Source organism: Acinetobacter sp. RF15B (assembly GCF_007558235.1).
Taxonomy (GTDB): Bacteria; Pseudomonadota; Gammaproteobacteria; order Pseudomonadales; family Moraxellaceae; genus Acinetobacter; species Acinetobacter lwoffii_C.
In genome coordinates this window covers 49,153-74,367 of record NZ_VLSR01000007.1, presented here as the reverse complement: position 1 = coordinate 74,367, position 25,215 = coordinate 49,153, and the positions used below count along the sequence as shown (strand labels likewise).

At 46.4% G+C, this 25,215-nt stretch carries 20 protein-coding genes and 1 riboswitch; of the genes, 14 read left to right on the top strand and 6 right to left on the bottom strand.

The annotated features are described in order from the left end of the window. Nucleotides 1–49: 49 nt before the first annotated feature. Nucleotides 50–176: riboswitch (yybP-ykoY riboswitch) on the top strand. Nucleotides 177–263: 87 nt separating this feature from the next. The 7 genes from E2K74_RS07235 (at nt 264) to recJ (ending at nt 7,811) form a co-directional block, all read left to right on the top strand. Further along, nucleotides 264–839, top strand: a complete 576-nt coding sequence (locus E2K74_RS07235) for a TMEM165/GDT1 family protein (protein ID WP_151206900.1) — start codon at nt 264–266, stop codon at nt 837–839. Nucleotides 840–1,022: 183 nt separating this feature from the next. Further along, nucleotides 1,023–1,820: an MBL fold metallo-hydrolase gene (locus E2K74_RS07230; protein WP_151204811.1), complete on the top strand. Its 798-nt coding sequence runs from the start codon at nt 1,023–1,025 to the stop codon at nt 1,818–1,820. A gap of 94 nt (nt 1,821–1,914) precedes the next feature. Beyond that, nucleotides 1,915–2,280, top strand: a complete 366-nt coding sequence (locus E2K74_RS07225) for a YkgJ family cysteine cluster protein (RefSeq protein WP_151206899.1) — start codon at nt 1,915–1,917, stop codon at nt 2,278–2,280. 229 nt (nt 2,281–2,509) lie between these two features. Then, nucleotides 2,510–3,976, top strand: coding sequence for an IMP dehydrogenase (gene guaB, locus E2K74_RS07220; RefSeq protein ID WP_151206898.1), 1,467 nt, complete (start codon nt 2,510–2,512; stop codon nt 3,974–3,976). Between the two features lie 128 nt (nt 3,977–4,104). Then, nucleotides 4,105–5,436 carry a phosphoglucosamine mutase gene (glmM, locus tag E2K74_RS07215; RefSeq protein ID WP_151206897.1) on the top strand — a complete coding sequence of 444 codons (1,332 nt, stop codon included), beginning with the start codon at nt 4,105–4,107 and terminating at the stop codon, nt 5,434–5,436. A 12-nt stretch (nt 5,437–5,448) separates the two neighbouring features. Continuing rightward, nucleotides 5,449–6,105, top strand: coding sequence for a pyridoxamine 5'-phosphate oxidase (gene pdxH / locus E2K74_RS07210; RefSeq protein WP_151206896.1), 657 nt, complete (start codon nt 5,449–5,451; stop codon nt 6,103–6,105). A 2-nt stretch (nt 6,106–6,107) separates the two neighbouring features. Further along, nucleotides 6,108–7,811 carry a single-stranded-DNA-specific exonuclease RecJ gene (gene recJ / locus E2K74_RS07205; RefSeq protein ID WP_151206895.1) on the top strand — a complete coding sequence of 568 codons (1,704 nt, stop codon included), beginning with the start codon at nt 6,108–6,110 and terminating at the stop codon, nt 7,809–7,811. Nucleotides 7,812–7,861: 50 nt separating this feature from the next. Here recJ and E2K74_RS07200 read toward each other — a convergent pair whose 3' ends face one another. Together E2K74_RS07200 and E2K74_RS07195 are read right to left on the bottom strand one after the other, a co-directional pair. After that, nucleotides 7,862–8,614 carry a putative porin gene (locus E2K74_RS07200; RefSeq protein ID WP_151206894.1) on the bottom strand — a complete coding sequence of 251 codons (753 nt, stop codon included), beginning with the start codon at nt 8,612–8,614 and terminating at the stop codon, nt 7,862–7,864. A gap of 170 nt (nt 8,615–8,784) precedes the next feature. Beyond that, nucleotides 8,785–9,564, bottom strand: coding sequence for a putative porin (locus E2K74_RS07195; protein ID WP_151206893.1), 780 nt, complete (start codon nt 9,562–9,564; stop codon nt 8,785–8,787). Nucleotides 9,565–10,055: 491 nt separating this feature from the next. On the opposite strand from E2K74_RS07195, the gene prfB reads away from it, so the two are divergent. The 5 genes from prfB (at nt 10,056) to E2K74_RS07170 (ending at nt 15,173) form a co-directional block, all read left to right on the top strand. Then, a protein-coding gene (prfB, locus tag E2K74_RS07190; protein WP_151204819.1) for a peptide chain release factor 2 occupies nt 10,056–11,151 on the top strand; the annotation gives its coding sequence in 2 pieces (ribosomal slippage) (nt 10,056–10,127 and nt 10,129–11,151; 1,095 coding nt in all). Nucleotides 11,152–11,295: 144 nt separating this feature from the next. After that, complete coding sequence (locus E2K74_RS07185) at nt 11,296–11,595, top strand: ArsR/SmtB family transcription factor (RefSeq protein WP_151206892.1); 300 nt, start codon at nt 11,296–11,298, stop codon at nt 11,593–11,595. Nucleotides 11,596–11,615: 20 nt separating this feature from the next. Continuing rightward, nucleotides 11,616–12,701, top strand: a complete 1,086-nt coding sequence (locus E2K74_RS07180; protein ID WP_151206891.1) for an alkene reductase — start codon at nt 11,616–11,618, stop codon at nt 12,699–12,701. A gap of 81 nt (nt 12,702–12,782) precedes the next feature. Then, nucleotides 12,783–14,063: a 3-deoxy-D-manno-octulosonic acid transferase gene (locus tag E2K74_RS07175; RefSeq protein WP_171480662.1), complete on the top strand. Its 1,281-nt coding sequence runs from the start codon at nt 12,783–12,785 to the stop codon at nt 14,061–14,063. Nucleotides 14,064–14,459: 396 nt separating this feature from the next. Continuing rightward, a complete protein-coding gene (locus E2K74_RS07170; RefSeq protein WP_151206889.1) occupies nt 14,460–15,173 on the top strand; it encodes a 16S rRNA (uracil(1498)-N(3))-methyltransferase in 714 nt (237 codons plus the stop codon). On the opposite strand, the gene E2K74_RS07165 is transcribed toward E2K74_RS07170, so the two are convergent. Next, on the bottom strand, nt 15,147–16,127 hold the full coding sequence (locus E2K74_RS07165) for a mechanosensitive ion channel family protein (RefSeq protein WP_151204824.1): 981 nt from the start codon (nt 16,125–16,127) through the stop codon (nt 15,147–15,149). The genes E2K74_RS07170 and E2K74_RS07165 overlap by 27 nt on opposite strands. Nucleotides 16,128–16,235: 108 nt before the next feature. Continuing rightward, complete coding sequence (locus E2K74_RS07160) at nt 16,236–16,805, bottom strand: DUF805 domain-containing protein (RefSeq protein ID WP_151206888.1); 570 nt, start codon at nt 16,803–16,805, stop codon at nt 16,236–16,238. A gap of 294 nt (nt 16,806–17,099) precedes the next feature. Between E2K74_RS07160 and acs the strand changes: the two genes are divergently transcribed. Then, nucleotides 17,100–19,046, top strand: coding sequence for an acetate--CoA ligase (gene acs / locus E2K74_RS07155; RefSeq protein ID WP_151206887.1), 1,947 nt, complete (start codon nt 17,100–17,102; stop codon nt 19,044–19,046). A gap of 611 nt (nt 19,047–19,657) precedes the next feature. Then, nucleotides 19,658–20,308 (top strand): response regulator, encoded by a 651-nt coding sequence (locus E2K74_RS07150; RefSeq protein ID WP_151205581.1) that lies wholly within the window; start codon nt 19,658–19,660, stop codon nt 20,306–20,308. A 124-nt stretch (nt 20,309–20,432) separates the two neighbouring features. Here E2K74_RS07150 and E2K74_RS07145 read toward each other — a convergent pair whose 3' ends face one another. Together E2K74_RS07145 and E2K74_RS07140 are read right to left on the bottom strand one after the other, a co-directional pair. Then, a complete protein-coding gene (locus tag E2K74_RS07145; RefSeq protein ID WP_151206886.1) occupies nt 20,433–21,203 on the bottom strand; it encodes a hypothetical protein in 771 nt (256 codons plus the stop codon). 438 nt (nt 21,204–21,641) lie between these two features. After that, nucleotides 21,642–25,133, bottom strand: a complete 3,492-nt coding sequence (locus E2K74_RS07140; RefSeq protein ID WP_151206885.1) for a PAS domain-containing hybrid sensor histidine kinase/response regulator — start codon at nt 25,131–25,133, stop codon at nt 21,642–21,644. Nucleotides 25,134–25,215: the final 82 nt, after the last annotated feature.

Here is a 25,215-nt window from a genome sequence, read left to right as displayed (position 1 = left end):
TTCGGCAGGGTTTTTAATTTGTAAAACAGCCAGTTCTTGCTTATAATCACAGCACTTCATTGGGGAGTAGCCGCCTTTGACGCAAGTTCAAAGGGTGATGGTCAACATATTTGTCCTAAAACGGGCATGGTCATCATAGCAAAACACCAAATCAGCTTTTCTAAGCTTCTTTTGTTGGCAAGACCTTTGATTTACCCTTTGCACATTTTGGCTGGCAGGAGCGGTAAGTCATCGGTAAAACATGCCAGCCAGAGAAAAATCACATGTACGAATTCCTGCTTTCGACTGTTATTGTTGCCTTGGCCGAAATGGGCGATAAGACCCAGCTGCTTGCACTACTTCTTGCTGCACGTTTTCGAAAACCCGCTCCCATCCTGCTTGCCATTTTATTGGCGACTCTCATTAATCACGGTCTGTCTGCTGTGTTGGGGCAATGGGTCACCACAGTCATCGGGCCTGAAATCCTGTTATGGATTGTTTCGATCGGCTTTATTGCGATGGCTGTCTGGATGCTTATTCCCGATGAGTTGGGAGATGAAAACGACAGTATCAATAAATGGCAAAAATTTGGCGTTTTTGGGGCAACTTTTGTTTTATTTTTTCTGGCAGAAATTGGAGATAAAACCCAGATTGCGACTGTTGCATTGGCAGCACGTTTCGATAGTGTTTTCTGGGTCATGCTGGGCACTACTTTAGGCATGATGCTGGCCAATGCACCGGCTGTCTTTATTGGAGATAAGCTGGCACATAAATTACCAATTGAATTGATTCATAAAATTGGCGCGGCGATTTTTCTGGTTATCGGGGTGGGCACACTGGTCCAGCATTATTTTTTCTAGGCCCAACAAAAATTGTATGAATCCTGAGCTGAAAACTCAGGATTTTTTATTGCCAAATTTATCTCAAAATATTGATAAATAAAGTGATCTGTCGAGTTTTTTTGATTGTAAGTTTAACTTATTCCTTATATGTTATACGAGTTAAGAAAAAGTAATTTTAAATTTTAAAATTGGGGATTATGAATGGCCTTCGAGCGCACCACATCGCAAGTCTTGTTTGATAATGGGATACATAAATGTATTAGTTTTACCAGTCTTGTTAAAGGCGAAGGTGTCCAGGCCAATCAATTTTTGATTTTGGACAATGAGCGCGCTGCCGTGCTGGATCCAGGCGGTGATTTAACTTATGTTCCGCTGACCATGGAGCTGAACAAATACACCCGTTTGACCAATCTGGATTATGTGATGGCCTCGCACCAGGACCCGGATATTATTACCTCCATGCCGCGCTGGCTGGTATATACCGATGCCAAAGTGGTGGCCTCTAAGCTTTGGGCGCGCTTTTTACCGCATCTGAACTCGGCCTTTATGAGTGAGCGAATGAAAGGCAACTGGCTGGATCGTCTGGTAGAACTGCCAGATCATGGTCAGGTGATTACGCTTGGCCAGTCGAAGATCGTGGCTATTCCTGCACATTTCTTGCATTCGGTTGGAAACTTCCAGTTCTATGACCCGATCGCAAAAATTTTATTCTCGGGAGATATGGGGGCCTCGATGGTGGAGGATGCATCTCGGCCGCTGGAAAATTTCGCCGCGCATATTCCAAAGATGAAAGCTTTCCATCAGCGCTATATGTGTAATAACAAGATCATCCGTTTGTGGGTGAATATGGTGCGCAAGATGGATGTGGAAATGATCGTACCGCAGCATGGCACACCATTTGTTGGAAAAGAGCAGATCAAACAGTTCTTGGACTGGATTGAAACTCTGGAATGTGGCACGGACCTGATGGACGAGACTGTATTTACCTGTCCTGAGTAGGGCAAGAAAATACAAAATTTTTCTTGAGTAGAAAAACAACATTTTTTATATTTTCTCTTCACAAAAAAAAATTGATGACGAGAATTTATACGAAATGTTATCTCAAGTTCCAACACAGGATGCATGTCTGAGCTGCGGCGCATGTTGCGCTTATTTTCGGGTTTCTTTTTATTGGGCAGAGGGGATTCCGATGCCGGAGCACTACACAGAACCGGTGACTGCAGTATATTCCTGTATGGCTGGAACCAATCAGAATAATCCGCGCTGCATTGCCCTTGAAGGCACGGTGGGTGAGCAGGTCAGCTGTGGCATGTATGAGCTGCGCAGTTCTTCCTGCAAGGAAGTGCAAGTTGCTGATGCCCAGTGCAATAAGGCCCGTCTGGCACACAATATGATTCCCTTTATCCAGATTGGGGCAGATGAAGCGGAAAATGACGACAGTTTCGAGCGCGTTGGCTAATACAGCGGCCAACTGAAAAAGCAGGATTCAGGTCCTGCTGATTTTAAAATTCAAGCCAGTATGAAGGTGGTGAATAATAATTAACCCGTTGATTAAACAATAAAATTGAATATTTTTGTCAGATAATTAAAAATAAGTACAGATTGAGACGAATAAATTTCGCAATTACAATGAAATTTAGGGCAAGATTTGTTTATAATAGCGCACGGAAATTACCAGTGAGACTGTTATGTTGACCATCGTTCAAGACGCGTTAACCTTCGATGATGTCCTATTACTCCCTGCCTACTCTACTGTCCTCCCAAAAGATGTCTCTCTAAAGACACGCCTGACTCGCGGCATTAACCTGAATATTCCTCTTGTGTCTGCAGCTATGGATACGGTGACTGAGTCACGTATGGCCATTGCTATGGCGCAGAATGGTGGTATCGGTATTCTGCACAAGAATATGGATATTGCTGTACAAGCAGCTGAAGTGCGCCGTGTGAAGAAATTTGAAGCAGGCATGGTGAAAGACCCGATTACAGTTACCCCTGAAACGACAGTACGTGAGCTGATTACCCTGACTCAGGCGAATAACATCAGTGGTGTGCCTGTTGTTAAAAATGGCAAAGTGGTCGGGATCGTTACAGGTCGTGATACACGCTTTGAGACGAATCTTGAACAGCCTGTCAGCAATATTATGACGGGTCAGGATCGTCTGGTTACGGTTCGAGAAGGTGAGTCCAAAGAAAATATTCAGGCTTTACTACAACAGCATCGTATTGAAAAAGTCCTGGTGGTAAACGAACAGCAGGAATTAAAAGGCCTGATTACCGTTACAGATTTCCGTAAAGCCGAGCTTTATCCGAATAGCTGTAAAGATGATCTGGGTCATTTACGTGTCGGTGCCGCAGTGGGTACGGGGATCGAAACACCAAGCCGTGTGGAAGCCCTGATTGAAGCTGGCGTTGATGTGATTGTAGTAGATACGGCACATGGTCACTCTGCAGGTGTAATTGAGCGTGTACGCTGGGTGAAAGCTAACTATCCACAAGTTCAGGTCATTGGCGGTAACATCGCAACAGGTGATGCGGCACTGGCCCTTCTGGATGCGGGTGCGGATGCGGTGAAGGTCGGTATTGGCCCAGGTTCAATCTGTACCACACGTATCGTTGCGGGGATTGGTATGCCACAAATCTCTGCGATTGATTCTGTGGCGAGTGCCTTGAAAGATCAGATTCCATTGATTGCAGATGGCGGCATCCGTTTCTCTGGTGATATGGCCAAAGCAATTGGCGCGGGTGCAAGCACGATCATGGTCGGTTCATTGATGGCGGGTACTGAAGAAGCTCCTGGCGAAGTTGAATTCTTCCAAGGCCGTTATTACAAGGCGTACCGTGGTATGGGCTCACTGGGTGCAATGGCGGGTGCAACAGGTTCTGCTGACCGTTATTTCCAGGACGCTAAAGCCGGGGCTGAGAAACTGGTACCAGAAGGTATTGAAGGCCGTGTACCTTATAAAGGTCCAATGGGCAATATCGTACATCAGATGATGGGCGGTCTGCGTTCTTCAATGGGTTATACCGGTTCAGAAACGATTGAAGACCTGCGTCAAAATGCGAAGTTTGTGAAAATTACGTCTGCCGGCATGTCTGAGTCGCATGTGCATGATGTGACAATTACCAAAGAAGCACCAAACTACCGTGTAGGTTAATTTTCCTGCAGGGTGGTTGCTAAAAAAGCCGTCATATTCATGACGGCTTTTTTGTTTTGGTGTACAGTGTTGCAGAATGAAAAAAGGATGATGTAAATCACCCGCTAAGATAAGAAGTGAGACAAAACATGAGTTATTTTGGTACCGATGGTATTCGCGGAAAATTTGGTGAATTGCCTATTACTCCTGAATTCACCCTGAAACTGGGCTTTGCGGCAGGGAAAGTATTAAAGCGCTACAGCCAAAAAAACAAACCATTGGTGGTCCTAGGTAAAGATACACGTTTGTCTGGTTATATTCTGGAGTCAGCACTACAAGCAGGTCTAAATGCTGCTGGGGTCTACGTACATTTGCTCGGACCTTTGCCAACCCCTGCCATTGCCCATCTGACTCGTGCCCTACACGCAAGTTTGGGGATTGTGATTTCCGCATCGCATAATCCCTATTTTGATAACGGTATTAAATTCTTCTCGGGCGAGGGGAAAAAACTGCCCGATTGCCTACAGGATGAAATTAATCAGGAGCTTGAAAAAGAGCTGGCAATTGAAGATAACGCCAACTTGGGTAAAAGTGTACGGGTCAAAGATGCCAATGGCCGTTATATCGAATTCTGTAAATCGACTTTTCCTTACCATCTGCATCTGAATGAACTAAAGATAGTGGTAGATTGCGCCAATGGCGCGGCCTACAACGTTGGACCAGTAGTGTTCCGTGAGCTTGGTGCAAGCGTGATTGCGATCCACAACACGCCTACTGGTCTGAATATTAATGCAGATTGTGGTTCTACCCATCCTGAAAGCCTGCAAAAAGCAGTCGTGGAGCATCAGGCTGATCTGGGCATTGCCTTTGATGGTGACGCTGACCGAGTCATACTGGTGGATCAGCAAGGCAACTTGATTGATGGTGACCATATTCTGTATATCCTGGCGACTCAGGCATCGAAAAAACCGGCCGGGATCGTGGGTACACTCATGAGCAATATGGCGCTGGAACTGGCTCTGGAAAAAGCCAATATTCCATTCTTGCGTGCCAAGGTCGGGGACCGGTATGTCCTGCAAGGTCTGGAAGAAAATGGCTGGTCTATTGGAGGCGAACCTTCAGGTCATATTCTGACTCTGGACAAGAGCACCACAGGCGATGCCATTATTGCTGCCTTGCAAGTTCTGACCGTCATGGTTGAGCAGAAAAAAGCCTTGCATGAACTGGTGGCTGATTTTCAACTGTTGCCAAATGTCCTGGTCAATGTGCGTTTACAGGCGATGTTCGACCCCTATGCGGTCCCTGAACTGGCCGCTGAATTTGCCAAAGCTGAAGAACAGCTGAAAGGCCGTGGACGCTTGCTGATTCGTAAATCCGGTACAGAGCCTGTGATCCGGGTGATGGTCGAAGGCGAGAATCTGGAAGAAGTAAATACTTTGGCTCATTCGCTGGCAGATGCTGTACGTCAGCATGCAGCTTAACAAGGTGATGATATGACTGATGTGATCAAAGATCTCAGTGAACTGCGTCTGAATTATCAAAAAGGTGAATTGCACGAAGACCTCGTCAATCCAAATCCGCATCTGCAGTTTTTGCAATGGTTCAACCACGCTCTGGAAGCGCATTTGCATGAACCCTATGCGATGTCGCTTGCTACGGCAAATGCACAGGGTCGTCCTCATGTGCGTACGGTGTTGCTACGTGGTGCAACTGAGGCTGGTTATGACTTCTATACCAATTATGACAGTCAAAAAGGCCTAGATCTGGCAGAAAATCCGTATGCCGAATTATTATTTTACTGGCAAGAGCAGGAGCGTCAGATTCGAATTTCTGGCCGTGTGTTGAAAATTGCCGAAGAGGAATCTACGGATTATTATCATAAACGTCCGCGTGATAGTCAGATCGCTGCGCATGTCAGTACGCCGCAAAGTGGCGCGATTGCCAACCGGGAAACATTACAGCAACGTTTTTGGGATCTGCACGATCAGCTGGCAAATCAGGAACAGCTGGATAAACCGGTATTTTGGGGCGGATATCGTGTGCAACCCGATTATTATGAGTTCTGGCAGGGCCGGCCCAACCGTTTGCATGACCGCCTCAGTTATACTCAAACCGAGGAAGGCTGGACTTTACAGCGTTTAATGCCTTGATCATGTCAAAACTTGAAATCAAACAACGTCCATTTCTGGCACGTCCTGAAAATTTTCAGGGCGTACCGTCTTTTCTGGCTAATATTCTGGCGCGTCGGGGTGTAGCGTCTGAACAGGAGCTCGAACTAAAACTAAAGCACCTGCTGGCTCCGACCATGCAAGGCTTGCCTGAAGCGATCCAAATAATAGACCGGGCCATTGATACCGGGCAGAAGATTGTAATTGTTGGTGATTATGATGCCGATGGCGCAACCAGTACTGCTCTTATGGTGCTGGCACTACGTGATATGGGCGCTGATGTGCATTATCTGGTGCCGGATCGTTTCAAGTATGGCTATGGTCTGACTCCGGCGATCGCAGATTTGGCCTTTGCCAAATTCAAACCGGATTTACTGATTACCGTAGATAACGGCATTTCTAGCCATGCGGGAGTGAAGCAGGCCCAAGCGCATGGCATGCAGGTCATCATTACCGACCACCATTTAACGACCAAGCCGACACCGCCTGCAGAAGCGGTGGTTAATCCCAACCAGTTGGGCTGTAATTTTCTGAGTAAGGCGCTGGCAGGGGTGGGGGTGGCATTTTATGTGCTGGCTAATCTTTCTACCCAGCGCAAGAAGTCAGGTAAATCTTCTACTGTTATTACCCATTATCTGGATCTGGTTGCGCTGGGCACCTATGCCGATGTAGCAAACTTAGACTATAACAACCGGATTTTAATCGATGCCGGCCTGAAGCGTATTCAACAGCAGTTGTGTCGCCCGGGAATCAGTGCCTTGCTCGAAATTTCTGGCCGCGATGCAGCAACTTTAAAAGCACAGGATCTGGGCTTTGTGCTGGGACCGCGGATTAATGCCGCAGGTCGTATGGAAACCATGGACATCGGAATAGAATGTCTTATCGCATCTGATTTCGCGAGGGCCTATCCTTTGGCGGAGCAGTTGAATCAGCTCAATCTGGAACGGCGTCAGGTAGAAGGCAAAATTAAGCAGGAAGCGCTGGTTGAGCTGGAAAAAATCCAGCTAGATGCAACCGAACTGCCAGCAGCCTTAATCATGTTTGAAGAACACTGGCATCAGGGTGTGATTGGAATTGTGGCAGGCCGTTTAAAAGAGCAGTTCCACAGGCCAAGTATCGTGTTCGCTGCCGATGATGACGGCATTCATATCAAGGGTTCAGCACGCTCGATTGAAGGCATTCATATCCGCGACATGATTGAACGGGTGGCTGAACAGTATCCGCATCTGGTCAGCCATTTCGGTGGTCATGCCGCTGCGGCAGGTCTGACGATTCAAAAGCAGCATTTTGCTGAATTTAAACAGGTCTTTGAACAGTTGATTGCCAGTCAGGATGAAAGCCTGTTTACGGCGATACTCTGGACAGATGGTGAGTTGGCGTCGGCTGACTTCCACCTGCAAACGGTTGAACTGCTGGAGACGATTTCTCCTTGGGGACAAAAATTTCCGCCACCGGTATTTGAAGGGGTCTTTAAGATCCTGGACTATCGCTGGCTCAAGGATATACATTTAAAACTGCGTGTGGCGTTGAACAATGGTCAGGTAGTCGATGCGATTGCCTTTAGTGCTGCTGATAAATACTGTTTTGATCCGATGCAAGATCAAGTGCGTTTGGTGTACGAACTGGATAAAAATATCTTTAATGGCAATGTCAGTCTGCAAATGCGGATTCTGCACTTAGAGCAATAAAATAAAAAACCGCTCCAATGAGCGGTTTTTTTTGCTTTTAATCGCAGTGATTAGAAGCGGTAGGCACCACGTACGCCAAAGATATTGCCTTCATCAGCAAAATCAATTGAACCTTCTAGACTAACTTGTTGAGTAAAGAATTTCTTCGCACGAATAGTAAATACATCACTATTTTCTAGGTCAGAATCAGAGAATCCTAGACCAACACTGAAAGTTTTATCGAGGTATAAGTCCGCGCCTAGGTTATACGCATCTAGATCACCGAAGCTTGCGCCACCTTCAAAGTTCATATCGTATTGACCCACTTGTGTTACGTATTTTGCACGTAAAGTTGGATCGACATCATCGCCTGCATCATTGTCATAACCTGCCAAGCCAACCGCAACCAATAGACCAGGAACAGGTAAATAACCTAGTTCTGCTGAGTACAGAGTTGTATCATCATCACCAATTGGCGTATCAGTAGATGATTGACCAATATTACCACTTACATAAAAATCTGAATTTGGAACAAAATATTCAACACCTACATTAAATGTAGTGACATCAAATAAATCGTAATCAATATAAGAAACTGCTGCATTGATATTGCTTGCACGATTTAAAAATGCTGCTTCATTAAGAGGCGAATTTTTAACTTGAACTGGATTGAAGTAGTAAGTCCCATCAATTGCAAAACCAGTAGAAGTATCTCCATTATCTGGATCAACAAGAGCAATAGTACCCCCCACTTCAGCTTGATAAGCGTGAGCGGTTCCTAGGCTAGCAATAAGTGCTGTAGCAAGAGTAAGTTTCTTAAGCATTTAGATTTCTCTCTTTGTTATAAAAATATGACTGTTTGATGAACAGTTGTAACGAATTGTACAGATAATAGATGCTCAGTCAATGTACCAAAAAGATCTAAATACGGTCTAGAAACGAAAAAAACCCATCCGAGGATGGGTTTTTTATAAAAACTGGATTAGGGTTTAGCTTAGAAGCGGTATTTTGCTGCTACACCAAATTTGTTGTAGTCATTATTTCCTGCTTCACCAAAGCCCACTCGACCTTCCAGGCTGACTTGCTGGCTAATGAACTTACGCGCATTGATACCAAATTCGTTTTGATCCATTAGATCATTATTCTGATAATCAACACCCACGCTCATGGTTTTATCAATAAAGTAATCTGCTGCCAGATTGTATTCATCCAGATCACCAAAAGCTGCACCCGCTTCTAGATTAATATCTTTACCATTGCTGAGCGTAGTGACATATTTTGCACGTAATGTTGGATCTACGCCGTCATCATCATCATTGTCCCAGCCTTTTACACCGGCAGCAATTAACAGGCCTGGTGCTGGTAGATAACCGACTTCTGCAGCATAAGTGGTTAAATCATTATCCAAATCATCGTTGTCTTGAAGATCATGTCCATTGATGTTACCGCTCAGGTAGAAGTCTGAATTCGGTACAAAATATTCTGCTCCTACGCCATAACGATGCGCTTCAGAATCACCCACTTCATCATATTGATATTGAGCGCTGACGTTACTGGCACGATCAAGGAAAGCCGCTTCGGCTAAGGGTGCATTACGTGTTTGGACCGGATTAAAGTAATAGGTACCATCAACACCGAAAGAGCCGCTTGAGCCACCATGATCAGGATCAATAAGTCCTGCTGATGCACCAATTTCTGCCTGATAAGCATGAGCCGCTGTACCAGTGATTGCGAATACTGAAAGTAGTGCTGAAGTGATTGCTAGTTTTTTCATGCGGATACTCCCCTCTGAATTAGGGCTTAATTTAATAATCTTTTGTTACAACTTTCAGTCTAGAGCAATTCTAACAATCGTCAATCTTATGAAAGTTACCATAATGTGATTAATGTAATCTTGTGTAAGAATATCTTAATAAGTATTTGAATATTAAAAACAAAAATTAATTGTTTTGTTTTATTAAAATTGTGTGGATATTGTGGAAGGTGTTAAAAATGCTGATTTTTTATCCAGTTTGGAGTAAGAGCTTTGATATTGAAATTGAATCGGTTGAGGGGCAGATAAGCAGCTTTTTGACTCTATATTTTGCAAGACAGTGAGTTTTATTTTTGTGAAAAATAAACCAAATTTAACAGCAAGATCAATTCAGAATAAAACCTGTCCATCTTCAAGAGCTTGGGCGAAGAGCTAGCTCAATTGCCTAAAAAGAGTGTGATATAATAATAAGCTAAAAATTTTATGCCTAATTTTGACTGAGAGTAATTCGCGTGGAAATTAATCCGTATCTAAACCAATTAAAAAACTTGAACGAACGTGGTCAAACACTACGGGGGTATCTTTGACTACGATCTGAAAAAAGAGCGTTTAGAAGAGGTCCTGCGTGAATTAGAAGACCCGGCGATCTGGAATGACCAGAATCGCGCTCAGGCCATGGCCAAAGAAAAAGGCGAACTTGAGAATGTCTTAAATGTACTGGATGATCTGGCCATCCAGCTTGAAGATGCTCAAGCCATGCTGGATCTTGCTGTTGAGGCAGATGAAGAAGCAATGCTTGAGGATGTACAGGCAGAGCTGGATGCTGCTGAAGAGGGGCTGGCCAAGCTTGAGTTCCGTCGGATGTTCAATAACCCGATGGATCCAAACCCGTGCTATGTCGAGATTCAGGCCGGTTCAGGCGGTACAGAAGCTCAGGACTGGGCGTCGATTTTGCTGCGTATGTACCTGCGCTGGATTGAACGTCATGGCTTTAAAGCAGAATTGATGGAAGAGTCTGACGGAGATGTGGCGGGAATTAAATCTGCCACCATTCGTGTGGAAGGCGAGTATGCCTATGGCTGGTTACGTACCGAGTCGGGTGTGCATCGTCTGGTACGTAAATCCCCATTTGACTCTGGTAATCGTCGTCATACTTCATTCTCTGCGGTATTTGTCTCTCCGGAAGTTGATGACAATATCGAAATTGATATTAATCCCTCAGATGTACGTACCGATACCTATCGTGCATCGGGTGCAGGTGGTCAGCATATTAACAAGACCGACTCTGCGGTACGTTTGACTCATATGCCAACCGGAATTGTAGTGGCGTGTCAGAACCAGCGTTCCCAACACGCCAACCGTGATCATGCCTGGAAACAGCTCCGTGCCAAACTTTATGAGCTGGAAATGAGCAAGCGTAATGAAGCTGCGCAGGCACTGGAAGATTCCAAGTCAGATATTGGCTGGGGCAGCCAGATCCGCTCTTATGTACTCGATGATTCGCGCATCAAGGATTTACGTACCGGTGTAGAAACCTCGAATACGGGGGCTGTACTGGATGGTGATCTGGACAAGTTTATCGAAGCGAGTCTGAAACAGGGTCTCTAAGATACGATTGAAAAGCGAGTGTAATCAGACTTTTACAGGCTATACTCTTATATCTATATTCTTCGATATATAAATCGAAAAAATGCGATATAATGGGGGAGATGCTGAATAAAGTTTGGTTGCGCCCCAGATAGTGATGTGCTTATGGATTTTGATCTAATTTTTAAAGCCCTGGCCAATCCGACCCGTCGGCAGATTCTGGAGTGGTTAAAATCACCCGAGCAATATCTGCCTGCGGAAGAGTGTGATTATTTTCAACGCGGGGTCTGTGCAGGCCAGATTGAGCGTTTAGGCCAGGTGTCACAGTCCACCATGTCCAATCATTTGTCCGTGCTGCAACAGGCAGGCCTGATTTCTGTAACCAAGCATGGGCAATGGTCGTATTTTTCGCGTAATGAAACTTTAATTCAGCAGTTTGTCGAATATATACAACAACACCTCTAATCAAGCAGGTGGGAGTGACGATGGCTGAATTAAATTCTCCGGTAACGCTGGGTGCGTTAACACTTAAGAACCGTGTCATCATGGCGCCCCTGACCCGGAGCCGTGCAAGTGATGATCGTGTTCCAACGCCCATGATGGCAGAGTACTATGCACAGCGCGCCAGCGCAGGTCTGATTATTTCTGAAGCCACGGTGATTTCTGAAGAAGCCAATGGCTATTTAAATACACCTAGACTCTTTAATGATGCTCAGGTGGAAGGCTGGAAACGGGTTACTCAGGCAGTTCATGACAAAGGTGGTTTAATCATTGCCCAGCTTTGGCATGTCGGGCGTGTGTCACATCCGGACTTATTAAATGGGGCAACACCGGTATCTGCCAGTGCTATCCAGCAGGCAGGTCATGTCAGTTTGCTGCGCCCAAAACGTCTGTACGTTACGCCACGTCCCTTAGAAATTTCAGAAATTCATGCAATTACCGAACAATATCGGCAGGCAGCGATTCGTGCCAAAGCAGCCGGCTTTGATGGGGTAGAATTACATGCCGCGAATGGTTATTTGATTGACCAGTTTCTGCAAAGCAAGACCAACCAGCGTGAAGATGAATACGGCGGCTCAGTTGAAAACCGGGCACGCTTCCTGCTGGAAGTGATGGATGCGCTGATTGAGGTGTGGGGCGCAGATCGGGTAGGGGTACATCTGGCACCACGCGGTGATGAACATGATATGGGTGATGATGATCCACGTGAAACATTTGGCTATGTCATGGAGCAGCTGGGCCAGCGTCAGATTGCTTTCTTCTTTACCCGTGAATATCTGGCTGAAGACAGTATTTCGCAGGAGATGAAACAGCGCTCCAATGGGGTACCTTATATTGCCAATATGCGCCTAAACCGGGAAGATGCGGTGGAGCTGCTGGCTTCAGGCAAGGCAGATGCGGTTTCTTTTGGGAAAGCTTATATTGCCAATCCTGATCTATATGAGCGTCTGGTTCAGAATGCACCACTCAATGAGCTGAACTTTGAAAATATGATCGGTAGCCAGAGTGCTGAAGGTTATATTGACTATCCTGCTTTGACAGAAACAGCAATCTTCAGCACCACGGCATAATCTGGAAAATGAGTCACATTGATTAACATGTCGATGTGGCTCTGTTATATTTTGCCGATTAAATCTCTATTGGGAGGCAGTGTGGCTACTCCTTTTTGGTATAACGCAGCCTTATCTCTGGTTAAACCGCTTTATCGATCCCGTATTCGCAAACGTGCGACCAGTCCTGAGCAATTACAACAAGAACTGCTGGAACGTTTCGGTCCTTTTCAACCACCGAAAAATTTACAGACGATCTGGTTTCATGTGGTCTCTGTAGGGGAAACCAATGCAGCCCAGCCCCTAATCGAGCATTATTTGAAACTTGGCCACCCGATTCTGGTTACCAATACCACCAAGACCGGACAGGCGCGAGCCAAATCCTTATTTTTAAAAGCACCTTATCTGGAATTATTCCAAGCGGTGTATTTACCGGCAGACCAGAAACGCCTGATTCGCGAGTTTTATCAGCTCTATCAGCCTAAACTGCTGTTATTGATGGAAACGGAACTCTGGCCCAATTTGCTTGATCAGGCACCGAACTTTAAAGTGCCGTGTTTATTGCTGAATGCCCGATTATCTGAAAAGTCGGCTCAAGGCTATGCCAAAGTCCGGGGGTTGACCCGGGGGATGTTAAGGCAGTTGAGCGGTCTGTTGGCTCAGGACATCGCCACCCAGCAGCGTTATATCGACTTAGGTATGGCTGCCGAAAAAACCCGGGTTTTGGGGAATATCAAATTTGATATTTCTGCTCCCGCCGTCTTTCTTGATCAGGCGCAGCAGATGAATCGGGATTGGGCTTTGCAAGGGCGGAAGATCATGACACTGGCCAGCACCCATGCTCCGGAAGAGCAGCAGCTGCTGGCAGCCTTAAAGCCTGCCTTGGAGGCCAATCCTCAACTGTTATGTATTGTGGTACCACGGCATCCGGAACGTTTTGATGAAGTATTTGAGGCGGCGCAATCGCTGGGTTTAACCACTCAGCGCCGTAGTCTGGGGCAACAGGTCGAGCTCGATACGCAGGTCTATCTGGCGGATTCGATGGGCGAAATGTGGCTTTGGTATGCCTTGAGTCAGGCCTGTTATGTGGGAGGTTCTCTGAATGAGCCCGGCGGTGGGCATAATATTCTGGAACCGGTTGCACTGAATGTCGCCACTATTTTAGGTCGGAATTATTTTAATTTTCAGACAATTGTGGATGAGTTTATACAGGCGGATGCAGTAAAAGTGGTGCAGGATGCCGAACAGGCAGCTCATGTGTTGATTGAATTGCTTGAAGATTCGAAAAAAGCTAAGGCTTTGAATATCCAGGCACAGAAAATACTGCAGCAGAATCAGGGTTCGCTTGAAAGACATATTCAGGTGATTGATCAGTATCTTTAATTTAGCTTAATAAATAACAGATACTGGATTTAGCAAGATGGCAGGGATACAGGGAAGTATCATCAGCCTAATAAAAGTGTTTTGCCTACTTTTGCTGTCCAATCTATGGGGAAAGCCTACACGCCAATAAGTCGCTATAGCGCTTTATTTCAGGCAGTCCCAGAATAGGCCAGATTCGATTTAGCTGGATATTTACTTTTTAAAGTGACTAGCTTACTTTGGTCGAGCTAAAAGTAACAAAAATCCTTTATTGCATTGATATTGCCTCCCTGCAGTACCGTGAAACAGGCGACCCCCATCATCTACTTGTGATATCTAATACTGATTTGCAGGATTTTTATCCCTTCCGTGATTTTACTTTTTAAAGCTCAGCTTTTATTTTGAATTAGATTTTTTATGAATATCGTCCTGCTTGATCCACGTCAAACCGAAACTGAACTATGGTCAATTCGCTCAAAACGGCAGTTGGAGCATTTGCGGCAACATCTTGATGTGCAGAGAGGCGATACGCTCAAAGTCGGAATACGGGAAGGGAAACGCTATTTAACCGAAATTGTCGAAATTTCTGAAACAGTGGTCCTGTTAAAGCCGCTTCAGGAAGAGGCGATTCCTGCAAAATTGCCAGTGACACTGATTGTGGCCTTGCCACGCCCCAAGGTTTTGCGCCGTCTGGTGATGGATGCAGTGACAATGGGGGTGGAAAAAATTATTTTATTACACAGTTACCGCGTTGATAAAAGCTATTGGCAAAGCCCTTTTTTACAGCAGCTGGATCATTATATTGAACTCGGGCTGGAGCAGGCCGGTGATACGGTTGCACCGCAAATTGAGCGGTATAAGCGCTTTAAGCCTTTTGTGGAAGATGTCTTGCCAGGCTTGATTGCTACAGAGCGCCCGGCTTTGGTGGCGCATCCTTATGCAGATCAGCCGATGCCATTTGCCATTCAGCATCCCTGCACGGTTATCATTGGGCCGGAAGGGGGGTTTATCCCGTATGAGGTGGATTTGCTGATTAAAAATGGCTGCCAGGCGGTGAGCCTGGGCAACCGGATTCTGCGTACTGAAACGGCTATTCCCTATGTCTTAGGTCGGCTGTTTGGCACGAGCTGAGGCGTCGTCATTGCCTTCACCGCGATAGATTTTGACTTCCTGTACCGGATAAGGAATTGAAATATCCTGCTCGGCAAAGGCCTGAATGACCCGTTCCTGTACGGTACTGATTGAAGTTCCGGTTCCAGTTTCGGTCGTATCGACCCACCAGAGCGCTTTCAGGGTGATCGAGAAATCGGCCAGAGCAATGACATTGACGCTAAATCGAGGCTGGCTCAGGATGGTCGGATCTTTATCCAGAATCGCGTTAATAATATCTTTGGCCTTTTGAACATCATCTTCATAACCAATTCCGACCGAAAATTCACAGCGGCGCCGGGTATAGGCGGTATTGACGGTCACAGCACTGGTATACACCGTTGCATTGGGAATCACGATACGGCGGCCATCGGGCGAACGTAAAAAGGTCGCGCGAATCTGAATATCTTCTACCGTCCCTTCCATCCCATTGACGATAATATCATCGCCAATCTTGAATGGCTCACCAAGTAGAATCAGTACACCCGAGAGCAGGTTCTGGAAAATATCCTTGAAGGCAAAACCGATGGCGACCGAGCCGACGCCGAGTGCACTCAGCAGCTGCCCGGGGGTAAAGCCGGGAACCGCAATTACCAGCCCGATCAGTATCCCAAAGAAAATAATAAAGGTACTGCCGACCCGGTTCAGGACCAGAACCAGATTTTGTCGGGTATAAGAGCGGTTTTCCAAGGTTTTGCGGACGAAAAATTTGAAAACTTTCGACAACAGCCAGAAAATGACAATCACCACCAGCGCGATACAAAAATAAGGCACACGCTCCCAGAAACTCTCCATAATCTTGTCGATGGTCGCATAAGCATCATTATATTTGGCCGTATGCTCAATCACGGTCTGGGCCGTTTTTTCAGTTGCCTGATGTAACAGTTCTGTGGTGCCTTCCGTCACCTGATTTAAGGTATGTTGTTGCTCAGCCACAAAGATTCCATGTATTCATTTTGGGGTATTCTGCCTGATGTTCAGCTGAAAATTAATTATTGTCATGTTAAAAAATCAGAAATATATACAAATATCACTGAATCTGCTTTAAAAATATTCTGTGGTTTTTTGCATGACGTCTGCAGGAATCTGGCTGGCCTCTCCACTTCCGAGGTAGAAAAACAGGGCAATAACAGCAAACAGGCCAAGCAGCATAAAAATAATCATCAGCCAGGCTAAAATCTTTTCCCAGACCAGACTCAAGCGCTGCGGGCCATATCGGTTACTGCCTGTAGTGCCCGGACCCAGTAGCAGATAAAGCCCAAACAATATATTCACCCCAGGTAGCAAACATAATAAAGTCCACCAGCCACTGCCATTCAGGTCATGCAGACGGCGTATGGTGATGACCACAGCAAAATAAATATATAGCCCCAGCAACAGCAGCGCAAACAGATTGGAGAGGCGGTACAGGGAAAATGTGTTGAACGGATCTGTCGAGACAGACATAAAGTTCACAATATCCATACCTAAACCTAGCGCAAGACTGCTCAAGATAAAAATAAAATGAAGAAATGCGGACCAGGCAATAAAGCTGAGACGTCCAAATCGTCCCTGAACAGATAAGGGACGATCCGCTACGGATAAAGGAGGAGGGGAAGACGCTGACGATTTCATGGGCAAGATCCTGATCTGAATAAGATAAATCTGGAGATGAAGCGCTATTTTATTTCTTTTTTAAGCAGTAGGATGTAAATAGTGCTTTATTTTGAAGAACAGTTTCTTCACTCAGACTTGCATCACTGTAATTGGCATGATGATGATTGAATTTAAATAAGTATTCTACGACGAAAGCATGATTGTCGGATTTGAAATAAGCAGCTATTACTGACTTTATGCGCAAAAAATAATCAAGAATACAATACTATTAACCTCTCGTGATGAGATAGAGCAAAATCAAGGACGTGAATAATGAAAGAAATCTATCCAGTACCAGAAGAATTTAAAAAAACCGCGCGTACCACAGATACGCAGTATTTCGAACGTTATCAAAAATCCATTGAACATCCAGAAGAATTCTGGACCGAACAGGCAAAGCGCTTGGAGTGGATCAAACCGTTTAGCCAGGTAAAAAACACCAGTTTTGACCAAGATAATTTTAAAATTGAATGGTTTGCGGATGGCCAGCTGAATGTCAGTGCCAACTGTCTGGATCGCCATCTGAAAGAACATCCTTATAAACCGGCGATTATTTGGGAAGGCGATCATCCATCTCGCCACAAGATAATTTCCTTTGCCGAGCTGCATGATGAGACCTGCCGTTTTGCCAATGTATTGAAAAAAAATGGGATCCAAAAAGGTGACCGTGTGGTGCTGTATATGCCCATGGTGTCTGAAGCTGCGATTGCCATGCTGGCCTGTGCCCGGATTGGTGCGGTGCATTGTGTGGTCTTTGGAGGCTTTTCACCGGATTCACTGGCCAGCCGGATTGAAGACTGTCAGGCTAAGATCGTGATTACTGCTGATTCGGGCATGCGGGGGGGTAAGCAAATCTTACTGAAAGCCAATGTGGATGCCGCCCTGGAAATGAGTGGCACTGAATCGGTACAGCATGTGATTGTGGTGCATCGTACCGGTAACCCGATTGAGCTGCAGCCCGGGCGTGATCTCTGGTATCACATGGAAATCATGGCGGTGAATGATATCTGCCCGCCAGAGCCGATGAATGCAGAAGATCCACTCTTTATTCTGTATACCTCCGGTTCAACCGGAAAGCCCAAAGGGGTCATGCATACCACGGGTGGCTATCTTACCTATGTGGATTGCAGCTTCCGTGAAGTTTTTGATATTAAACAGGATGATGTGTTCTGGTGTACGGCAGATGTAGGCTGGATTACCGGACATTCCTATGTGCTCTATGGCCCACTTTCTAACGGTACAACAACCGTCATGTTTGAAGGGGTGCCTCAGTATCCAAGCTGGGCGCGTACCGGACATATTGTCGACAAGCACAATGTGACCGTGCTTTATACGGCCCCGACTGCTATCCGCGCCATGATGCGTGAAGGAGATGCCTATGTGCGGGAAAGTGATCGAAGCAGTTTAAGACTTTTGGGAACGGTCGGTGAACCGATTAATCCGGAAGCCTGGAACTGGTATTATACCGTGGTGGGCGAAAGCCGCTGTCCGGTGGTTGATACCTGGTGGCAGACCGAAACAGGCGGGTTTATGATTACCCCATTGCCGGGCGCAACTGACCTGAAGCCAGGTTCAGCCACCCGTCCTTTCTTCGGGGTACAACCCGCTATTGTGGATGCTGATGGCAATGAGCTGGAAGGTGCCACAGAGGGGAATCTGGTGATTAAAGACTCCTGGCCGGGACAGATGCGGACCATCTGGGGCGACCATGAACGTTTTATTGAAACCTATTTTTCGACCTATCCCGGGACCTATTTTACTGGTGACGGTGCACGCCGTGATGAAGATGGTTATTACTGGATTACCGGCCGCGTTGATGATGTACTGAATGTCTCAGGCCATCGTCTGGGAACCGCAGAAATTGAAAGTGCATTGGTCGCGCATGAAGCCGTTGCCGAAGCTGCTGTGGTCGGGATGCCGCATGAGATTAAGGGCCAGGGAATTTGTGCCTTTGTGACTTTACAGGCTGATGCTGAAACTACAGAAGAACTGCGGCATGAACTGGTTGGCTGGGTACGTAAAATTCTCGGACCGGTAGCCACACCCGATGCCTTGTACTGGGCGCCTGCTTTGCCTAAAACCCGTTCAGGAAAAATCATGCGCCGTATCTTGAGGAAGATTGCCGCCAATGAGCTGGACAGTCTGGGCGATACCTCGACCCTAGCCGAACCGCAGGTGGTTGATCAGCTGATTACTGAAGTACAGCGCAATACGGTCTAAATTGAATCGTTGCAATACCGGCATCATCTGCCGGTATTTTTTATTTTAAGTATGGTTTCTGTCCGCTTTGGGAGCGGGTTGAGGCATGTAATTTGCCAAGCCTAAGCCCTGCCGAATACAGATTAGTTTGAGAGGGCAGAGTAGGCCAAATGGTCTGAACTCCAGCTTTCGTTTTAGAAAATAGTGCAGACTGCCAGACATGCGCCTCATCGGCAAAGGTTCGGACTGATGAATATTCATTTTGTGATACTGAGCAAGAGTCAAGTCCGAGATCACTTGATTCATCACGATAAAGTAAAAAATAAAATAAATAAAAACTGTAAAGTGAGCCGATTTTGAGACATTGGTATAGAAATGAGATTGGATGAAAAGTAACGCAATAATATATTGAAATTTCTATTTATATTAAATTCAACCCAGTCTGAGAGAGCAAAAATAAACCGGGTATACAAAAGTGCTGAGAATGCAAGATTGAGTAAAATCCCTCAACAATGTGAGAATTTTAAAGAAAAACCACCATTATTTTAAAAATTATAGCCTCTCGCATATCCTTCTGGCGGCTTGTGTGGTTAGAATAGGAACTACCGTGTACAAGATCTTTCTCACGTCCTATGAATATTTTAATCGTTGATGATCATCCACTGTTTCGTCATGCTTTAATTCAAGCGGTTCGTTATAGTCTGCCACAGGCGCAGATTCATGAAACTGCGGCAGTCAATGAGTTTTATGAACGTCTGGAAAATGGTCCTGAACCTGATCTTGTCCTACTGGATTTAAACTTGCCAGGAGCATCGGGTTTCTCAGCTCTGGTTCATGTACGCGCCCAATATCCATCTTTGCCGATTATTGTAGTGTCTGCACATGAAGAAGTCAGTATTATCCAGCGGGCTATTGCACATGGTGCCATGGGGTATATTCCGAAGTCTGCACACCCAAGCCATATTGGTGAAGCCATCCGTGAAGTGCTGGAAGGGGAAATCTGGTTGCCGCCAAATCTGCCCGCCAATGTCAATTTTGATCCGCGTGCTGCGGATGAAACTGCACTGGCAGAACGTATCCAGTCGCTGACTCCTCAGCAGTTCCGTGTTCTGATGATGGTAGCGGAAGGCTTGTTGAACAAGCAGATTGCCTATGAACTGGATGTTTCTGAAGCGACTATTAAAGCGCATGTAACCGCAATTTTCCGCAAACTGGGTGTACAAAACCGGACTCAGGCCGTATTGGCGATCAATGCCCTCAATATTGACGAAAAGAAAATGTAAATTTGCCTGACTGGGTGTTTAAACTTAATAAAGACCACCTGTATCCAATTAAGGAGTTTAGTCAATAAACTCCTTAATTTTTTAAAGCTTACTCTGTTTATTGCATGAAGTTTTAGTTAAAAAATTATGCAATATAGTCCTGTTTTTGCGTCAGGTCAGTACAGAACATCGGGTTCAGGGCGCACTGTAATTCATCAATCTGATCTTGGGTCACATAGCCTTTAGACTTCAGATATTCTGCAATCCGGTCATCACGTAGGCTCAGGAAGGTCGCATCATAGACGCCCAGATCTACAAAGAGTGCGGCGGTCTCCAGACTGTTAAAACGGTCCAGATACACTTCATTGTCATACATCAAGAAGATATGATCCTCCTGTGCATTCGGATTGACCTGTAAATGTTCAGCAAGTTCATGCGGACAGGTTTTGATAAATAACAAATCAGAGAGTTCATCAAACTGTTGGGTGTCCAGACAGTCGCTATCATTTTTGACTTTACCCAGCCAGGCTTTAAACACCAAAACTGCTCCGCCACGCAGCAACATGCTCCAGATCTGGTGCCGTGTTTTTGCAGGTAAATCTTGTACTTCGGTTTCAAGTGACTGAATCAGCTTGTTTTCCTGTTCGGCAAGCCGTTCAAACAAACCTAGACCTTGGGGTTTATAGGCATAGGGTTCAAATACATCAAAATGTAGCTCATCAAAGACCTGTAATGCCAATGGAACAGCACTTTGATAAAGAGTTTCCAGAGCCTGATATTGATTGTCATCTAATTTGCTGTCTTTAAACAGCTGTGACCAGTTAATCGGAGGCAATAAAGCATTGACTCCATAACGCAGGTGAAATTGCTGGGTTTGATTCAGGTCATGAGCAACATGTTCATCTACCAGTTTCATTGTAAGAGCTCCTATGCAGTGCAAGTGGATCAGCTGCCAAAGAAGGGGGAAAGGATGGACTGGATGGAAACTGATCGTTTCTCAATTCTCTATTTTTAGGCCCAAGCTGGCTAGGTGAAAAATAAGACCAAAGTTTTATTCAATGGTTTTTTCTAAAAAGTATTATAAAAAGCAGTCGCTTATATTTTTGTAACTAAGTGTGCGGCTATGAATTAAGGGGTTCGGTAACTTTTGCCATAGTGAAAATTAAAATGAACTTTTTGATCAATAGATCAGGTCAAATTTTCGCAATTTTGGTGCTTTTGGCACATCTGCCTGTTTTTTCTGCATATTGAGTAAAGTTATGTGCAAGGTGTGTATAAAAAATGCCCATCTTCCAGATTGGAAGATGGGTATCCTGTGAAAAGGCTGGGAAGGAAAACTTAGCCAGCGAGTGAGTTAATGATCCGAAATCTTCAGGCCGGATAACCACGAGCGTAAGGAGGCCGGTTTTAACGGTTTTTTCAGCAGTACGATATTTAACTCTTTCAGACGCTGTGGCAATTCCGGATCTGAATCTGCGGTGATCAGTGCCACCGGAACCTGAGGCTGACGATGTTCCAGAATAAAGTCCAGACCGATCTTGCCCTGGTTCAAGTGCTGATCTACCAGCCACACCTGAATATTTTCCTGCCGGATCAGTTCGATGGCCTGTTCCGGTTCGGTGGCCTTAAAGACCTGATAGCCCCATTTGGTGAGCAGGGTCGACATACCTTCCAGAATGGCTTCATCATTATCCAGACACAGGACTTTAAAGGCCTTAGACTTTAATGGTATTGCCTGTACGGGGGTGGCCACCACTTGAGGTGCAGCCACTACCGGGACTTCAATCATGAAACAGGAGCCTTTGCCATATGTGGAATAGACATGCACCGGATAGCCCAGCATACTGGTCATGCGCTGTACAATCGCCAGCCCCAGTCCCAGCCCTTGTTCGCCCCATGGAGAAGCGTGGCCACAGCGCTCGAATTCCTGAAACAGTTTAATGCGCTGTTCTTCGGCAATCCCTGGGCCGCTATCCCATACTCCGATGCGGATATGATTGGGTTTTTCACTGGCACGCAGCACACCGACCACCACCTTACCTTTGGCGGTATAGCGTAGCGCATTGCTGACGAAGTTCTGGATAATCCGACGAATCCACTGCGGATCGGTATCAATCCAGAACTGGGCATCATGCACACTGAGCTTGATCCCGCGCTGTGCGGCAATTGACTTGAACTGGAGTTCCAGGTCACTCAGCAGATCATGCAATGGATAGGCCTGACGTTTAGGCTGAATCGTACCGCCTTCCAGCCGGGCAATATCCAGCAGGGCAGAGAGCATACTTTCCGCCCCATGCAGCGCACGATCCAATTGCTGTAAGGTTTTGCGGTCTTCATCATTCTGGATGCTCTGTTCCAGCGCCGTACTAAACAGGCGTGCGGCATGCATGGGCTGTAGCAGATCATGACTGGCAGCTGCAATAAAGCGGCTCTTGGACATATTGGCCTTGTCTGCCTGCTCACGCGCTAATTGCTGTTCAGACAGGGCATCGGCGAGCTGCTGGGTGCGATCGCGGACCCGGGCTTCCAGAACAGCTTCATTTTCACGGAAAGCGGTAATATCGGCAAAGGTTGTTACGAAACCACCACCTTCAATCGGATTACCACGCATCTGAATCACGCGGCCATCTTTACGGATCCGTTCAAATTCATGTGCACTGCCGACGCGCATCCAGTGAATCCGTTTACGCACATGCTCTTCCACCGAACCTGGACCACATTCGCCGCGTTCTGCGTTATAGCGGATCAGGTCAGCAATCGGACAGCCGACATAGACAATATCTTTTGGATAATCGAACAGTTTCAGATACTGGTTATTCCAGGCCACCAGACACATGTTTTCGTCGACCACACTCACCCCTTGGGTCATATGGTCAATCATGGTCATAATCAGGTTCTGGTTAAAACGCTGCCATTGGGAGGCCTGATCCAGAATATTTGCGACCTGGCCGAGCGCCAGGCCATTATTGACCATAGCGGTGGTCAATAAGGTCCGTGCTGATGCGGCGCCAATCGTGCCGGCCAGATACTGTTCGGTAAAACGCCACCACATCCCATTGGCACTGCTATTTTCATTGAGTTCGACATTATTTTGTGTACAGAACTGCTGGAATGCCTGCGCGGCCGGTACTTCACCGGTAATTCTTTTTGCCAGGGTCAGCAAATCACCCACTTTTAGGCGGGCAACATCCTGATGCGAATAACTTACTTCAGTCATCGGACTTTGCGATGGCAAAGGCTTGGTTTCATAATAGAAAAAGCTTTCGGCCTGAATCTGTTCTGCCACACTTGGGCGGAACATGCGTGAAATCCAGATGTATAACACGGTATTCAGACCCAATGCCCAGACCACGCCATGTGTCAGAGGATCAAAAGATTCAAATCCAATCAGGGCTTCGGGACGTAACCAGTTCCAGCCAAAAGGTCCTTGGGTCAGGAAATCTATACTAAATTGCTGATAGCGATCTGGCAGGCTGCGTAAAATCGTTGGCAGCAACAGCGTATAGGACCACAGGGCAAAACCGGTCAGCAAGCCGGCATATACGCCCTGCTTACTGCCACCACGCCAGTACAGACCACCAATCAGGGCAGGCGCGAACTGCGCAACCGCACTGAAAGCCAGCAGCCCAAAGACCGACAGTTGATCAATATCATTAAAGAAGTTGAAGAACAAAAAGCCCATCAGCATGACGGCGAGAATGCAGACCCGGCGGGTAAATTTAAGGACCAGCGGTAAGCGCTTGTCATGCCGCGACAGCAGTTTAAAACGCCACAGCGCCGGCATGATCAGGTCATTACTGAGCATGATCGATAGGGCAACGGAAGACACCAGCAGCATTCCGGTCGAGGCCGAGAAGCCGCCGAGGAAAGCCAGCAAGGTCAGCCAGTCCTGATTATAGCTGAGCGGTAAAGATAAAACGGCGACATCCGGAATGGCCAGATATTGGGGAGCGGCATGTAGTGCCCAGCTGGCAATCGGGATAATCGCCACCGTGGTCAGAATTAAATAGACTGCAAACCAGCGCCGTGCCCCGCGAATATGTTTTTCATCGCGCAGTTCTACCACAGCCACATGAAACTGGCGTGGCAGGCAGATAATGGCCAATGCAGCCAGCAGGGTTTGCGTCCAGAAACTTTCCGGTACGCCGAACACCTGGACGTCATGAAAAGTGCTACTGATATCATGACTGATCTGGGTCAGGTTCTCCGGTGCTTCAAACATGAAGAAACAGGCGACCGCCAGCAAGGCAAACAGTTTGACAAACGATTCAAAAGCCACTGCCAGCATCAGGCCGCCGTGCTGTTCGGTGTTGGCAATCTGCCGGGTACCAAAAATCATGGCCAGAATGGCGAGAATACCTGTCAGGAACAGCACGCCATTGGTAGTATTACTCATACCTGAGGAAGGTTCCAGAATAACTGTCGCACTGAGTGCAATAGCACGTAGCTGCAAGGCCAGATAAGGAATAATGGCAATCACCGCCAGAATGGTGACCAGTGAGGCGAGAGGGCCGCTTTTACCATAACGGGCGGCCACAAAGTCGGCAATCGAGGAGATGGCATGGTGCTGGCGTACCCGTCCTAAGCGGCGCCAGATATCGTAGCCAATTGCGACAAACAGCAGCGGACCAAGATAGATTGGCAGGAAGATGATGCCTTCACGAACCGCCGCTCCAGTCGCACCATAAAAGGTCCAGGATGAACAGTAGACCCCTAAGGTCAAACTGAACAACAACATACGCCCACGGGTGCTGAACCGGCTGGTATGTTTTTCTCCGTAAAATGCGCAGATAAAGAGTAATGCGATATAGAGGGCGAGCACCCCTATGATGAGCCAACTGTTCATAGAGCCTGATGTGTACTGAAGCTGGCCCTATAATAGCGCATCGTGAACGCTACAGTTAAAATTGATTATTTTTTAACGACCA